10 protein-coding genes are annotated in these 14,735 nt (G+C 72.1%); 8 read left to right on the top strand and 2 right to left on the bottom strand.

The genetic code is table 11. The features are described 5' to 3' along the window. Nucleotides 1–6 precede the first annotated feature (6 nt). From TBR22_RS14750 to TBR22_RS14715, 8 genes are all read left to right on the top strand, one after another. The gene (locus tag TBR22_RS14750) at nucleotides 7–765 is read left to right on the top strand and encodes an SDR family oxidoreductase (protein ID WP_370651345.1); all 759 of its coding nucleotides are present in this window, start codon (nucleotides 7–9) and stop codon (nucleotides 763–765) included. Nucleotides 766–943: 178 nt separating this feature from the next. Further along, nucleotides 944–2,467 (top strand): fibronectin type III domain-containing protein, encoded by a 1,524-nt coding sequence (locus TBR22_RS14745; protein WP_239488606.1) that lies wholly within the window; start codon nucleotides 944–946, stop codon nucleotides 2,465–2,467. 237 nt (nucleotides 2,468–2,704) lie between these two features. Then, the gene (locus tag TBR22_RS14740) at nucleotides 2,705–6,517 is read left to right on the top strand and encodes a hypothetical protein (RefSeq protein WP_239488605.1); all 3,813 of its coding nucleotides are present in this window, start codon (nucleotides 2,705–2,707) and stop codon (nucleotides 6,515–6,517) included. 41 nt (nucleotides 6,518–6,558) lie between these two features. After that, a complete protein-coding gene (locus tag TBR22_RS14735; RefSeq protein ID WP_239488604.1) occupies nucleotides 6,559–8,574 on the top strand; it encodes a transglycosylase domain-containing protein in 2,016 nt (671 codons plus the stop codon). A 171-nt stretch (nucleotides 8,575–8,745) separates the two neighbouring features. After that, nucleotides 8,746–9,474 carry a hypothetical protein gene (locus TBR22_RS14730; protein WP_239488603.1) on the top strand — a complete coding sequence of 243 codons (729 nt, stop codon included), beginning with the start codon at nucleotides 8,746–8,748 and terminating at the stop codon, nucleotides 9,472–9,474. Nucleotides 9,475–9,500: 26 nt separating this feature from the next. Then, nucleotides 9,501–9,893 carry a phage holin family protein gene (locus TBR22_RS14725; protein ID WP_239488602.1) on the top strand — a complete coding sequence of 131 codons (393 nt, stop codon included), beginning with the start codon at nucleotides 9,501–9,503 and terminating at the stop codon, nucleotides 9,891–9,893. Then, nucleotides 9,869–11,125: a DUF3618 domain-containing protein gene (locus TBR22_RS14720; RefSeq protein WP_239488601.1), complete on the top strand. Its 1,257-nt coding sequence runs from the start codon at nucleotides 9,869–9,871 to the stop codon at nucleotides 11,123–11,125. The genes TBR22_RS14725 and TBR22_RS14720 overlap by 25 nt, the downstream gene beginning before the upstream one ends. 5 nt (nucleotides 11,126–11,130) lie before the next feature. Further along, the gene (locus TBR22_RS14715) at nucleotides 11,131–12,201 is read left to right on the top strand and encodes a hypothetical protein (RefSeq protein ID WP_239488600.1); all 1,071 of its coding nucleotides are present in this window, start codon (nucleotides 11,131–11,133) and stop codon (nucleotides 12,199–12,201) included. A 51-nt stretch (nucleotides 12,202–12,252) separates the two neighbouring features. Here TBR22_RS14715 and TBR22_RS14710 read toward each other — a convergent pair whose 3' ends face one another. Together TBR22_RS14710 and TBR22_RS14705 are read right to left on the bottom strand one after the other, a co-directional pair. Next, nucleotides 12,253–13,467, bottom strand: coding sequence for a hypothetical protein (locus TBR22_RS14710; RefSeq protein ID WP_239488599.1), 1,215 nt, complete (start codon nucleotides 13,465–13,467; stop codon nucleotides 12,253–12,255). After that, on the bottom strand, nucleotides 13,464–14,702 hold the full coding sequence (locus tag TBR22_RS14705) for a BACON domain-containing protein (RefSeq protein ID WP_239488598.1): 1,239 nt from the start codon (nucleotides 14,700–14,702) through the stop codon (nucleotides 13,464–13,466). The genes TBR22_RS14710 and TBR22_RS14705 overlap by 4 nt, the downstream gene beginning before the upstream one ends. Nucleotides 14,703–14,735: the final 33 nt, after the last annotated feature.

The raw sequence follows: 14,735 nt of genomic DNA, 5'->3' as shown, positions 1-14,735 counted from the left end.
CGCGGCGTGATGGCACCAGCACGCATCGCCCTGGTGACGGGCGCGGGTAGTGGGATCGGGCAGGCCGTCTCGGTCGGCCTGCTCCGCGATGGATGGCACGTGGCACTGGTCGGTCGACGCGCCACCGCGCTCGAGGAGACGGCCGCGCTGGCCGAGGGGGCCGCCGGGCGTGCCCGGGTCCTGCCGGCCGACGTCACCGATCCGGCCGCGGTGCGTCGCGTGTTCGGTGCGGTGCGTGAGGCCTGGGGGCGACTCGACCTGCTGTTCAACAACGCGGGGGTGTCGGCGCCGGCCGTGCCGCTCGAAGACCTCACGGTGGAGCAGTGGCGGGCCGTGGTCGAGGTCAACCTCACCGGCGTGTTCCTGTGCACGCAGGAAGCGGTGCGGCTGATGAAGGCGCAATCGCCGCGCGGCGGCCGCATCATCAACAACGGGTCCATCTCGGCGCACGTCCCGCGCCCCCACTCCGCTCCGTACGCCGCCACCAAGCACGCGGTCACCGGGCTGACCCGGGCGACGGCGCTCGAGGGTCGCGCGTTCGACATCGCCTGCGGGCAAATCGACATCGGCAATGCCGCGACCGACATGGCGCGCGGCTATGCCAAGGGCGTGTTGCAGCCCAATGGCAGCCTGGCCGTCGAGCCCCTGCTCGACGTGCAGCACGTGGTCGACGCCGTGCGCTACATGGCCGGGCTGCCGGTGACCGCCAATGTGCCGTTTCTCACGGTAATGGCCACCGGGATGCCCTACATGGGGCGGGGCTGAGCGCCCGCCGGCGGCCGTCCGGCAGAACTTACGCGCCGGTCGCGTAAGGTCTGCAGACACGGGCCCGCGCGCCGCGTCGAGTCACATTGTCGTCATTGCCGTACGGGCGCGGCACAGGTCTTGCCACTCTGCAAGGACGATCGGCGCCTTCGTCCCGGGCGCCGCTCGGACTCCCTCCATGCCATTCTTCTCGAGCCTCTTCCAGGCGTGTGCGCGGTCGTGTGTCAACGACACGGTCGCCCGTTGCGCCAGCGTTCTCCTCCTCCTGTGGTGCGTCGGAAGCGCGCCCGGCTTCGCGCAGGGCGTCAAGCTCAGCTGGGATCCACCGACGACCGGGTCAGACGTCTCCTACGTGCTGCAGTACGGAACCGTGCCGGGCATCTACCCGAACTCGGTGCCCGTGAGCTTCGGTGTCACCTCGCACCAGGTCGCCGACCTCGCCCCGGGCACCTACTACTTCGTCGTGCGAGCGATCGACAGGCGCGGGGTGTCGAGCACCTTCTCGAACGCCATTCGCGTCGACCTCGGCGACCCCTCGCCGCCGCCCCCGCCACCACCCCCGCCGCCGCCCACCGAGGAACCCGTCGACCCGCCGCCCGATCCCGGCTCGGAACCGCCGCCATCGACGCGGACGACCCTCACCGTCTCGACGGCGCAGGAACTCCAGGACGCGCTGCGCACCGCGCCGTCGTCGAGCACGGTCCTGCTCGAGCCCGGGACGTACGCGCTGGCCGAGCCCCTCGCCGTGGCCGGCGTCGACGACCTCGAGATTCGTGGCCGCACCGGCCGGCGCGAGGACGTGACCCTGCTGGCGCCAGACGGGTGGGATCAACCGTTGCTGTCGGTGACCCGGTCGGACAGCTTCAGGGTGGCCGACCTGACCATCGACGCAGGCACCGGCCTGGCGTTCCGCTTCGGCGACGAGGTCCACCGGCCGCGCCTCCAGCGGCTCCGGGTGCTCGGTGGCGGCGCCTTCGTGCTCTCGACGCGGCATGCCTCCGGCGACGGCGCGCACGAGGGCTGGATCACCCGCTGCCGCTTCGAGGTGCCGGAAGTCGTGGGTACGCTGCCGGTCGGCATCGACGTGCGCGGCGGCTACGGGTGGGTGGTGAGCGACAGCGTGTTCACCTATCCCGCCAGCGGCAGGATGCCAGGATCGGCCATCCTGATGTGGCAGGGGGCCGAGGACTCGCTCGTCGAGCGCAACGTGTTCGTGAGGGGCGCACGCGAAATCGTCTACGGACTCGACCCGCGTCGCCCGAACCAGCATGCCGGTGGGCTGGTACGCAACAACATGATCACGAGGGCCGGCACGTCGGGGGCCCGCGGGCCGGCGATCTCGATCCTCGATGCCCCCCGGGCCGTGGTCGCGCACAACAGCATCCTGCTGAGCGGCACCAGCAGCGTCGGCATCGAGTTCGCCCACCCCGACACGCGCTACGTCCTCATCTGGAACAACCTGCTCGATGGCGCGGTGAGGGCACGCGACGGCGCCTCGGCATCGCGCCGGACCAACCTCACGACGGCCACGCCTGCGATGTTCGTGGCCCCGGCGTTCGGTGACCTGCACCTGCGAAGAGACAACGCCGGCGCGGCGCTCGCCAAAGGCACGCCGAGCACCTACGGACCCCTCGACATCGATGGCCATGCCCGGCCGTCCGGCATCGCGCCTGATCTGGGGGCCGACCAGGTCGTCAGGTAAGCGCTTCGCACCGCGTCCGCCCGGCGACCTGGCGGTTGGCCGTTCCGCAGCAGGCTCGGTGCGGGACGGTCGCCACCGCGTCGGTACGGTTCGTGCTTACGCATCAGGTGCCCCCAGTGTCCGCACAGGCCGAGATGACAGTTGTGTCACCCGGCCTGCAGGCTTGTCTGTCGCCGCGTCGGCGACGGAGGGCGGCGCGGTGACGGGACGGGCCGGCCGTGGCCGGTGGGAGCATCGATGCGAGGCAGGCACCGGCGATGGGGCGTGGCGGTGGTGGGGGTTGCGACGGCCCTCGGGCTGACGGTCGTGGCGCAGGGACCGCCGCCATCCACCCCGTACCCGATCCTCTTCGTGACGCAGGTGCCGGTGCCGCAGGACTTCACGACCGTCGGCGCCGTGTTCGGGAACCACCGCGCGTCGCTCGACGCGGTCGCCCGCGGCGGCGACCTCTGGATCCGCTACCCTGATGGCGCGCTGAAGAACCTCACGGCAGCCGCCGGCTTCGGCGCGACGGGCCTGCAGGGCGCGACGGCGATCGCGGTGCGCGAGCCGAGCGTGCACTGGAGCGGCACGCGGGCCGTCTTCAGCATGGTGGTGGGCGGCTCGGAGCAGCGCTACGCCTACAGCCCCGACTGGCGGTGGCAGCTGTACGAGATCACCGGCCTCGGGCCCGCCGACACACCGGTGATCACCAAGGTGCCGCGGCAGCCGACCGCGTACAACAACGTCAGCCCGATCTACGGCACCGACGACCGCATCCTGTTCACGTCGGACCGACCACGCGGCGGCGAGTCCCACCTGTACCCGCAGCTCGACGAGTACGAGGAGGCGCCGGTGGTCAGTGGCATCTGGAGCCTCGACCCGGCCAGCGGCGACCTGTTCCTCGTGCAGCACTCGCCGTCGGGGTCGTTCTCGCCGCAGATCGACAGCTTCGGACGTCTGGTGTACATCCGCTGGGACCACCTGCAGCGCGACCAGCAGGCCGATGCCGACTCCCGTGCCTCGACCGCGTACGGCACCTACGGCACGTTCAACTACGCCGACGAATCGGCCGGCGCCGCCCGCCTGTCATCGCGGGCGGAGGTCTTCCCGGAGCCGCGCGGCTCGCGCACGGACCTCCTCGCTGGCACCAACATCGTCGGGCACTCGTTCAACGACTTCTTCCCGTGGATGGTGGAGGAGGACGGCAGCGGCGAAGAGACGCTCAACCACGTCGGCCGTCACGAGTTCCTCGGCTACTTCGACGCGAGCTTCGACGACGATCCCAACCTGGTCTACCACCACTCGCAGTCGCCCCGCCTGAACGCCAACACGATCAACGGCTTCATCCAGATCAAGGAGTCGCCGGCGGCGCCCGGCACCTACTACGGCATCGACGCGCCGGAGTTCTCGACCCACGCCAGCGGGCAGATCATCAGCACCTACGGACCACCCGAGCACAATCCGGATGCGATGACGATTACGTACGTCACCCACCGCGACACGAGCTCGTACACGGACACGCCGTCGCCGAACCATTCCGGCCTGTATCGCAACCCGCTGCCGCTGTCGGACGGACGGCTCGTGGCGGTGCACACGCCGGAGACGCGCCGCGACCAGAACACCGGCACGACCGCCGCGCCCGGGTCGCGCTACGACTTCCGGCTCACCCTGCTGAAGCAGGCCGGTGGCGTCTTCGTGCCGGACGTGCGCCTCACGCCCGGCATCACCAAGACCCTCTCCTACTGGAGTCCCGACGTGCTCGTCACCTACTCGGGGCCGTTGTGGGAACTCGATCCCGTCGAGGTGAGGCCGCGCACGCGGCCAGCCAGCCACAGGGCGCCGCTGCCTGCCGAGGAGCAGCAGGTCCTGGCGGAGCAGGGCATCACCCCGGCCCGGCTGGAAGCGTGGCTGAAGGCCAACGACCTCGCGCTGATCGTCAGCCACGACGTCACGACGCGCGATCACAGCGACAGGCAGCAGCCGTTCAACCTGCGCGTGCATGGCGGCGGCGCGCAGACGATCGGCGCGGCGGGCAAGGTCTACGACGTCGCCTTCCTGCAGCTCGTGCAGGCCGATCAGCTGCGCGGCATCGGCGGGACGGCGTCGCCGCGACCCGGGCGGCGGGTGCTGGGGCAGTTCCTGCACGATCCCCGCGTGCGCAACCCCATCACGCCCGGCGCGCCCCCGGGGAGCGTGGCGATCGCGGCCGATGGCTCGGTGGCGGCCTTCGTGCCGGCCCGTCGTGCGCTCTCCTGGCAGTTGACCGACGCTGCCGGCGTGCCGGTGGTGCGCGAGCGCCTCTGGATCACGATGCGGCCGGGCGAGGTGCGCGTGTGCAAGTCGTGCCACGGCGTCAACACCACGGACCAGGCCGGTCACGGCCCGCCCACCCACGCGCCGCAGGCCCTGCGCCAGTTGCTGACCTACTGGGTCGAGCAGCTCGAGGGCGGCGGCGCGGCAGGTCCGGTGCCGCTCACCGTCGTGAAGGCCGGCGCAGGCAGCGGCGTGGTGGCGAGCTCGCCCGGTGGGATGGCCTGTGGCACGACGTGCACCGCCTCGCTGACCGCAGGCACCGTGGTCACGCTCTCGGCATCGCCTGCCGCAGGCAGTCGCTTCGAGGGCTGGTCCGGTGGGCCCTGCACCGGCACGTCGACGTGCAGCCTCACCCTCGCGGCGGCGACGACCGTCACCGCGACCTTCGTGCCCGACGCCGCGACGCCCGCGACGTTCACCCGGTACCTCGCCGAAGGCGTCGCCAGCGACTTCTTCGACACGCGCCTAGTGCTCGCCAACGTCGGCGCCCGCGCCGCCGCGACGACGCTCGAGTTCCTCCGCGACGACGGCCTCACCGTCACGCAGCAGGTCACCGTGCCGGCGCTCGCCTCGCGCGCCGTGGACGCCGGAGCCATCGAAGGCCTCGCCGGGCATGCCTTCGGCACCGTGGTCTCCTCGGACGCGCCGCTCGCGGTGGATCGCACCGTGTCGTGGCACGACCCGGCGGGCGTCACCTACGGCGCGCATGCCGAGACCAGCCTGCCCGGGCCGTCGGCCCGCTGGTACCTGGCCGAGGGCGCGACGCACAGCGGGTTCGACCTCTTCTACCTGCTGCAGAATCCCTCGGCCGCGCCGGTGGACGTCCGCGTGCGCTACCTGCGTCCGGCGGGGCCGCCACTGGAGAAGGCCTACACCATTCCGGCGCGCACGCGCATGAACATCTGGGTGGACCAGGAGGTGTTCGGCGACGGTCAGGCGCGCTGGCTCGCCGACACCGACGTGTCGGCGGTCATCGAGGCGACGGCCGGCGTGATCGTCGAGCGCGCGATGTACTACACGCGAGGTGCGCAGGTGTTCCGCGCCGGCCACGAGAGCGCGGGCGTCACCGCGGCTGCCCTGGCGTGGTACCTGGCCGAGGGCGCGACCGGGCCCTTCTTCGATCTGTTCCTCCTGGTCGCCAACCCGTCGGAGCAGCCTGCGGAGATCGCCGTCACGTACCTCCTGCCGGATGGCAGCACGGTGCGTCACACCCATCGCGTCGGCGCCCTGCAGCGCTACACGATCTGGGTGGATCAGGCTGCTGCGGCACTGGCCGACACGGCCGTGTCGATGGTCGTCGAGTCCACCAACGGCGTGCCGATCGTCGTCGAACGGTCGATGTGGTGGCCCGGCGACAACCGCGCCTGGACCGAGGCCCACAACGCGCCAGGCACGACGGCGACCGGCATCGCGTGGGCGGTCGCCGACGGCGAGGTGTCCGACGACGCGGCTCGGCGCGTCACGTACTACCTCGTGGCCAATCCCGGGGCGGACGCCGCGCAGGTGAAGGTGACGCTGCTGTTCGACGACGGGTCGCCCGTGGCGACACGCACGTATCCGGTCGCGGCGCGCAGCCGGTTCGGGATCAGCGTGCGCGACGAGTTCCCCGGCGCCATCGGCAAGCGGTTCGGCGCGCTCATCGAAAGCCTCGGCGCTCGGCCGGCGCCGATCGTGGTGGAGCGGGCGATGTACGCCGACGGCGGCGGCGAGCACTGGGCCTCGGGGACCAACCTCGTCGCGACGCGCCTTCGCTGAGCCGGTACCGCGTCGCCGGTCGCGGGTGAGACACTAGCGCGGTGATCGGCCGGGCGCACAGGTGGTTCGCGGCGCAGCCGCGTGTGGTGCAGGTCGTGGTGGTGATGGCGCTGCTGACCGGCGTCGTGGCGACCGCGTGGATCTGGAAGCAGACCTGGGCCGTGCATCGCCTGACCCGGGGTGTCGGGGATACGTGGTTCCACACGGCCGACGGCAAGCGCTGGTTCCGCCTCGACGAGCAGCGCCGCGACGTGCCGCTGGCCAGCATCGCCCCGGCGTTGCAGCACGCCTTCGTCGCCGTCGAGGACCACCGCTTCTACCGCCACATCGGCCTCGACCCGATCGGGCTCGGACGTGCCGTGTACCGCAACACGCTGACCGGCCGCAGCGAGGGGGCGAGCACGATCACGCAGCAGCTAGCGCGAACGCTGTTCCTGTCCAATCGCAAGAGCTACACCCGCAAGATCCGGGAGGCGGTCATCTCGCTGCAGATGGAACTGCAGCTGACCAAGGCCCAGATCCTCGAGCTCTACCTCAATCGCATCTACCTCAGCGCCGGCGTGTACGGCGTCGAGCCGATGGCGCAGCGTGTCTTCGGCAAGAGCGCGAAGGATCTGTCGCTGGCCGAGAGCGCCTTCATCGCCGGTCTGGCGCGGGCCCCGGCGGCACTGTCGCCCTGGTCCAACCTGGACGGCGCGGTGGCGCGCAGCCATGTCGTCCTCGGGCGGATGCGCGAGGCGGGGTTCATCACCGACGCGGAAGAGCGCGCGGCGCGCCGGCAACGCATCCGGGTGCGGCCGTACCAGCCGACGAGCACCGCCAGCGACGCCTATGCCCGAGCCTACGTGCGGCAACTGTTCCGCGATTCGCTCGGTGGCGATCACCCGCCCGACTGGCGCGTCGACACCACGATCGTGCCGTCGCTGCAGGAAGCGGCCGACCGCGTCGTCCGCGAGGGCCTCGGCCGCTTCGGCAAGCGGGATCTCCAGGCCGCGCTCGTCGCCATGGACCCCGCCACCGGCGACGTCCTCGCGCTGGTGGGCGGCCGCGACCCGGCGGCCTCGCCGTTCAATCGCGCGACGCGCAGTCGTCGGCAGCCGGGGTCGGCCTTCAAGCCCTTCGTGTTCGCCGCTGCGCTCGAGCAGGGGTACTCGCCGCTCAGCGTGCTCGACGGGCTCGATCGAATCACGCCGCAGGGCCCCGACGAATGGGCGCCGGAGAATGCCTCGGGCGAGGTGCGTCCGGAGCTCACCCTGCGCGCCGCCCTCGTCGTGTCCGACAACCGGGCCGCCAGCTTGCTGCAGCAACGGGTCGGCACGCGACGGGTGATGCGCGTTGCCGGTGACGCCGGCTTGCGCGACCTGCCCAACGTGCCCTCCCTTGCGCTCGGCACCGGTTTGGTCACCCCCCTCGAACTGACCACCGCCTTCGCGATGTTTCCCAATGGCGGGCACTCGGTGCGGCCGCGGGCCATCCTGCGCATCCTCGACGACGACCGCAGCGTGGCGTTCGCGACGCCGGTGGTGCGCGAGAACGTGATCGCGCCCGAGGTGGCGTTCCAGATGGTCTCGCTGCTGCAGGACGTGGTGGACCGCGGCACGGCCGCCTCGGCACGGCGCATGGGCGTGCGCTTCCCGGCCGGTGGCAAGACGGGCACGACCGACGACTTCAAGGACGCCTGGTTCGTGGGCTTCTCGTCGTCGATCGTCGTGGGGGTCTGGGTCGGCTTCGATCAGCCGGCGACGATCGGGCGCGAGGCCTACGGGTCACGGTACGCGCTGCCCATCTGGGCCGATTTCATGCGGCGCGCCGCGCGCGTACGGCGACCCGAGGCGTTCGAGCGGCCAGCGGGACTGCGCGAGGAGACCTTCTGCCGCGTCTCGTACAAGCGTCCCGTCCAGGGATGCCCCGTGTACACCGAGTATCTCAAGCGCGGCGACGAGGCACCTGACCAACGATGCCCGATTCATCGGGGCACACTGCGGCAGCGAATTGCGCGCACCATCGAAGGCTGGACGGCCGAACTGGCTCGCCGACTGCGCGGTCTCTTCAGGTAGTCACGAGACCACTGCCTGTCCTTCGATCAGGCATCGCTGCACATGGGCTCGCGCCGCCGCAGGCCGAGCCTGTGACGGGTGGCACAGTTCTTCCTTCTGTCATGGGCATGCAGTCACGTTCCGGCGCGATCGGGCGTGCGGGACGTATGCGAACGACAGGAGACGCAGCGAATGGCAACACACAGGGCGATTCCGGGAGCCAACCTGCCGGAGACCGGCACGAGCAGCCGCAAGGGCCGCGGCGCCGAGGTCGGGACCGGCGCGTCATCATTCTCCGACAGCCAGTCGACGGGCATGCTGGCCGGTGAAACCGGCCTCGGCGCCGGGTTCGGGACCGGCAGCACCAATCAGGACAGTGACTCGAACGCGTCACGCGCGTATCCCCGCGCCGTCGGCGTGATGGATCAGGTCAAGCAGACGGCCTCGAGCCGTGTGAACGAGCAGAAGGTGCGCGCGGCCGACGGGCTGGGCTCGGTGGCCAACGCCATCCGGCAGGCGAGCGAGCACATGCGCGCCGAGAACCAGACGCTTGCATCGTACGCGGACACGGCGGTGGACCAGATTCAACTGTTCGCCGACCGCATGCGCGACAAGGATCCCGCCGAGATGGTGCGCGACGTCGAGCGCTTCGCACGGCGCAATCCGGGCGCGTTCGTCGGCGGTGCCTTCCTGCTGGGTCTCGGCCTGGCCAGGTTCCTGAAGAGCTCGAGCGCCTATGAGCTCGGCGACGGGGACGTGCCCCATCACGACTCGGGTTTCGGTGAGGGCGCGAGTCGCCTGACGACGCCCCTGCCGGGGCAGACGGGGTTCACCGCGCCAATCGGCGGCCCGTCGCGTTCCGGTGATTCCGGTATCGGCGGCAGCCTCGGCCTCGACCCGGCGCCGGGGATCACCAGCTGACCTCGCTACCCAGCAAGGAGAACGCGATGGACGCACCACGCACGGAGCGAACGATCGGTGAGCTGTTCGCCGACCTGTCGCAGAAGACGTCGCTCCTGATCCGCCAGGAAGTGCAGTTGGCGAGGACGGAACTGTCGCAGAAGACCGCGCAGGTCGGACGCGCGGGCGCGATGCTCGGCGCGGGCGGGCTGGTCGCCAACGCCGCGTTGCTCACATTGGTCACCACGGTGGTGTTGCTGCTCGTGCAGCTCGGGCTCGATGCGTGGGCGGCCGCAGGCCTCACGGCCGTGCTGCTGGCCGGCGTCGGCTACGTGCTGGTGCGGGCCGGGCTTCGTCAGCTCAGGCAGCCGCTGACACCCGTCGAGACCGTGGATTCGCTGAAGGAGACCGCACAGTGGCTGAAGAACGAAACCCGGTGATGCCGCCGCCCATGCCGATGGCGCCGGACCTGCCCGCGCCCGTCCCGCTGGCGGCGAGCGAGATCGACGACGTCGACGTGCCTCCGGCGGGCGCCCGTCCGGGGCTGCGCGCCGATCAACTCGACGCGACGATGGCGGGCGGCGCCATCGCGTCGGGCGCGACACCGCCGATTGGCGCGGGCTCGGACGATCCCGACGTCATCCGCGAACAGATCGAGCGCACGCGCGAGGACATGAGCCAGACGATCAACGAACTGCAGGAACGCCTCAGCCCGCAGCACCTCGCACAACAGGCCAGGGCCAGCGTGCGAGAGGCGACGGTGGGGCGCGTGCAGCACCTGGTCGGCACGGCAGGCGACAGCGCGTCGCAGGCCGCACGTCGAGCGCAGGAAGCGGCGGCGCCGCTCGTGGAGCAGGCCCGCCAGCACCCGATGTCCGTGGGCCTGGCCAGTGCCGGCGTGGGCCTGGTGTGGTGGATGATGCGCCGCTCTTCCGGCGCCAAGACCTGGAGCAGGGACGACATGTACGACTGGGACGATGACGACATGATGGTACGCGGCGAATACGGGACGACGGCGCGACGCGACCAGGACGGTGACGCGTGGCGTGATCGTCGCGGGGCGTGGGGCGGGATGCTGCGCGAGAACCCCGTGCCGGCGGCGATTGCGGCGGCGAGCATCGGCTACATGCTCTGGACGCGCCGGAGTGGCATGGTCAGTGACGACATGTCCACGTGGTCTGCCGATGGCGATTCGTACGCTGGCGGCACCACGGCGGCGGTGGCCGACAAGGCGCGCGAGATGCGGCGTCAGGCACGCGAGACGGCATCGTCGGTCGGCGAGCAGGTGAGCGAGACCGTACGTGACGCGCAGGCCAAGGCTGGCGAGGTGTCGCGCGCCGTCTCCAGGCGCTGGGACACGGCCCGCGTCCAGACCTCGACGCAGTTCGAGCGCTGGATGCAGGAGAACCCGATGGCGGTCGGCGTCGCGGCGCTGGCTGCCGGCGCGGTGCTCGGACTGAGCGTGCCGCGCTCACGCGTCGAGGACCGCACGCTCGGCGCGACGCGCGACGCGTTGGTCGACAAGGCCAGCGAGTCGGCCCAGCAACTCACGTCGCAGGTGCGTGAGAAGGTCCAGGAGATGGCCGACAAGGCGACGAGCGAGGACGCCGGTGCGACGCCGGCCCCCGGTGCCTCGTCGAGCAGCATCGGCGCCATGGGGGCGGGCATGTGAACCACGTGACCGACCCCGGTCGTGAGCTGCCGGCTCCGACCGAGGGGGCTGCGCCCGAGTGGGCGTGGCCCCCGAGCCCAGACGACCTCGCGTCGATCGCCTCGATCGACGTCGAGGCATTCGCACGTGGCGACGGGACAGGCCAGGACCTGCACCGGTCGGTCGAGGTGCGTCCCTGGTTGTCGTCGACCACCTCGATTCGTCCCCGCCGCCTGAGTGCCATCGTCCCGCTCGCCGCCGCTGCGGTGGTCGCCATGGGCCTGCTGGCGCCGCGTGAGCCGGTCATCCTGCCGATCGCCACCAGTCCCGCCGCGCCGCTCGCCGACGTGCTGTCCGGGCCACAACAGGCCTCGATGGCCCGGGCGGAGGCCGACACGAGCAGCATTGCGCGGCCCGTGACATCCAGGGCGATCGCCGCACCCTCGCGCGTCCGTTCGGGCGCCGCGGTGGCGATTGCCGAGCCAGCCAGCGGCACGAGGAACGGGACCGCTGCGCCGGGTGTTCGTCCCGTTCAGGCCCGTGCGGTCCTCGACACGCGCGCCCTCGAGGCGTCTCCCGCGCCGCCCCTCACGCCAGCCCCCACCGCAGCGACGATGGCGACCGATGCGGCGCCGCCCGTGTCCGACTCGACCCGCGCCGCGTATGCCGCCACGGTGCTCGCTGGTGGCGCCGTCGATGACGCGGCGCCCGCGTCGATCGTGCCGACGCCGATCCCTGAGGCTCGGACCACAATCCCGACCGACGACGAGCCGTCGATTCGCGACGTCCTTCACCGGTACGGCCGGGCCTATTCGCGCCTCGATGCGTCGGCGGCACGCGCCGTCTGGCCGGGCGTCGATGCGCGCGCGCTCGAACGGGCGTTCGCGGGCCTCCGGTCGCAGCAGGTGGAACTCGGCGACTGCCGCGTCATGCTCGATCGCGCGGCCCGGGCCGCCAGCGCCACCTGCAGCGGATCGCAAGCCTGGGTCCCGCGGGTCGGCGACGCCTCGCCGCGTGTGGAGCCTCGCCAGTGGCGGTTCCGGCTCTCCCGCGCCGACCGCGACGGCTGGCGGATCGACTCGGTGCAGAGCAGGTAAGCCTGTACTGACCTGTCCCAGGGGCGGCGTCGGCGGTGTGACGCGACGGCATCACCGACCGATCGAGTATTCGATGCCCACGGTCAGCGTCGGCGCGATGCGCAAGCCGTTGCCGGCGACCGGCACGAACGCGTGCGCGCCAATCAGCCACGTCCCGGTCAGGTTCCACTTGGCGCCGAGCGCCGCCTGCAAGGTGTGCGACGTCTCGCCCTCGGGCACGAGGCGCAGCGTGTCCACGCCCGCGATCGACGGATGCGGCGCGGCGGCCAGCACGATGCGGCCCGGCGCGTCGAGGCGGCGCCCGAGCAGTTCGCCCACGATGGTCAGCGTTCGCGTCGCCGCGATCGTCGTGGCCACCTGGTACTGCCAGCCGTCGACCGCGCCCCCGCGCGCCACGCCTGCGCTGCCGTGGACGGCCACCCGCGCCGCCTCGGCCGAGGCGACGATGCTGGCGAGGAGGGCAGTGCGGCCCGCGCCGAGAAGGTCGGCTTCCCGGCCGGTGGGAAGGCGGACGTCGACGACGCCGGCCAGGCCGCTGCCTCGCGTGCCGACGAGACGTACCTTGCTCCGCAACGCGACGTCACCTAACCCGCTGGCCGTCGCGTCGGCGCTGGCCTGCTCCACCGACGTGCCGCGATAGGTGTTCACGCGACGGCCCTGCACGTCGAGCGACACCACGGGCACCACCACGCCGACGTCGACCCGCTCATGCACGCCGGCGAGTGCCGTCAGCGTGAGCGTTCGGCTCTCGATGGCCAGCGACAGCGTCTCGACGTCGAACGGCGCCGGTTCGTCGCGGAACTGGTTGCCGCTGGTGACCAGCGTCGCGTCGCGCAGCGGGCGCCCGCCGAGTCGGGTGACGACGCGGCGCGTCCACGTCGCGCCGAACGTCAGTCGCCCGGCGCCGGTGGTCAGGCTGCGCTCGGTGAAGAACGGCCCGAAGTGCTCGCTCGCGCGCTCCGGCGTACCGAGTCCCGGATTGAGCCGGTAGACGAAGCCTGGCGAGGCCGGGCTCACCGGCTGGAGCGCGAGTTCCCCCTGCAACTGGCGGCCGACGGTCTCGCGCGCGGCCAGCGCGGCGGCCGCGTCGCGCGCGAAGTCACCGGTAGGCACCGCCTGGTTGGTGAACAGGAACGTCAGGACGTCGGCCAGCGGGGCCTGCGCACGCGCCGCGGCCGACGCGAGGACCATCCAGCCGGAAAGCCCGACGATCGCCACGCGGAGGAACCGGTCCGTGCCTGATCCCGACGGCCACCGTCGGCTCACGGCACCGCCCCATCGTCCTGCCCATTGCCATTGGCGACCTGGACCCTGGTGGCGTCGATGGCGCCGTCGGGGCGCCGCGTGCCGCGTACGTCGACACTCGCGCCGTTGACCACCCGTTCGCATCGATCCGCGATGAAGTGGGTGGCCGTCGACGTCCTGACGAGGCGACCGTCGACCTGGAACGTCAGCGTCGGGCAGGTACCCGCGCGGTTCGAGACCCGCCCTTCCAGGCGAACCTCCTCGACGACGGGCGCCGTCGGGGGAGGGCCGGGGTCAGGGGACGGGGTGGGCGGCGTCGGCGTGGGCTCCGGAGGCGTGGGCTCCGGTGCTGGGGGCGCAGGCGTTGGCGGAGCTGGCGGCGACGGCGGTCCCGGTGTCGGCGGCGGTGCTGGTGGCGCGGGGGCAGGCGGCGCGGGCGTGGGCGGCGCTGGCGTGGGCGGTGCTGGATCGCCAGGAGGCGCAGGCGAAGGTGTCGGGCCGGGCGCCGGCGCGGGCGCAGGAGTCGGCGGCGCGGGTGACGGTGTCGGTGACGGGCCAGGCGGGGCAGGGTCGCCCACGACCGGCGGCGCCGGCGGACCCGGAGCCGGTGCTGGTGATGGCGCCGGCGTGGTCGGCGGGACGCCGGGGCCGGGCATCGTCGGCACGGGCGCGTCCTGCGCGGCGATCCACTCCACGCTGCCGACCCTGACGGTCGCGGTGCGCGGCGAGCCCTCGTTGGCGGCCACGGTCACCACCAGTGAGCCTCGTCCGGTGCCGCGGGCGCTGCCGTCGAGGGCCAGCCAGGTGACGTCGGTGACCGCCGCCCACGCGCAGCCATCGGGCACCTGCACGTCCACCCGCGCGCTGCCGCCGTCGGCCGCGAACCGCCGTCCAGGCGAATCGAGGAGCAGGCGACACGCCGCGGCGGCCTGCTGCACCTCGAGGCGGCTGTCGTTCACGTTGACCACCGCCACGCGTGGCAGGCCGGCCGGGTTGGGCGCTGCGGTCACTGCGAGCGTGGCATTGCCCTGCCCACTGGACGGCGACGTCACGGCGAGCCAGTCGGCGGTACTGCGCGCCTCCCAGGTGCATTCGCGGTTGACCGTGACCGACACGCTCGCCGTGCCGCCCTCGGCGGCCAGCACCGGCGCGGAGGCGCCGGTGGCGAGGCCCACGGCACAGCGCGTGATCGCCGTGGGAGCGGTGGTCTGTGTGGAGGAGGAACCGCCGCACCCGACGGTGAGCAGGGCCAGCACGAGCGACGGCGCGACACGCCAGCGGACCGCCGG

It is taken from the genome of Luteitalea sp. TBR-22 (assembly GCF_016865485.1).
GTDB lineage: Bacteria > Acidobacteriota > Vicinamibacteria > Vicinamibacterales > Vicinamibacteraceae > Luteitalea.
This window is presented reverse-complemented; position numbering and strand designations above follow the sequence as displayed.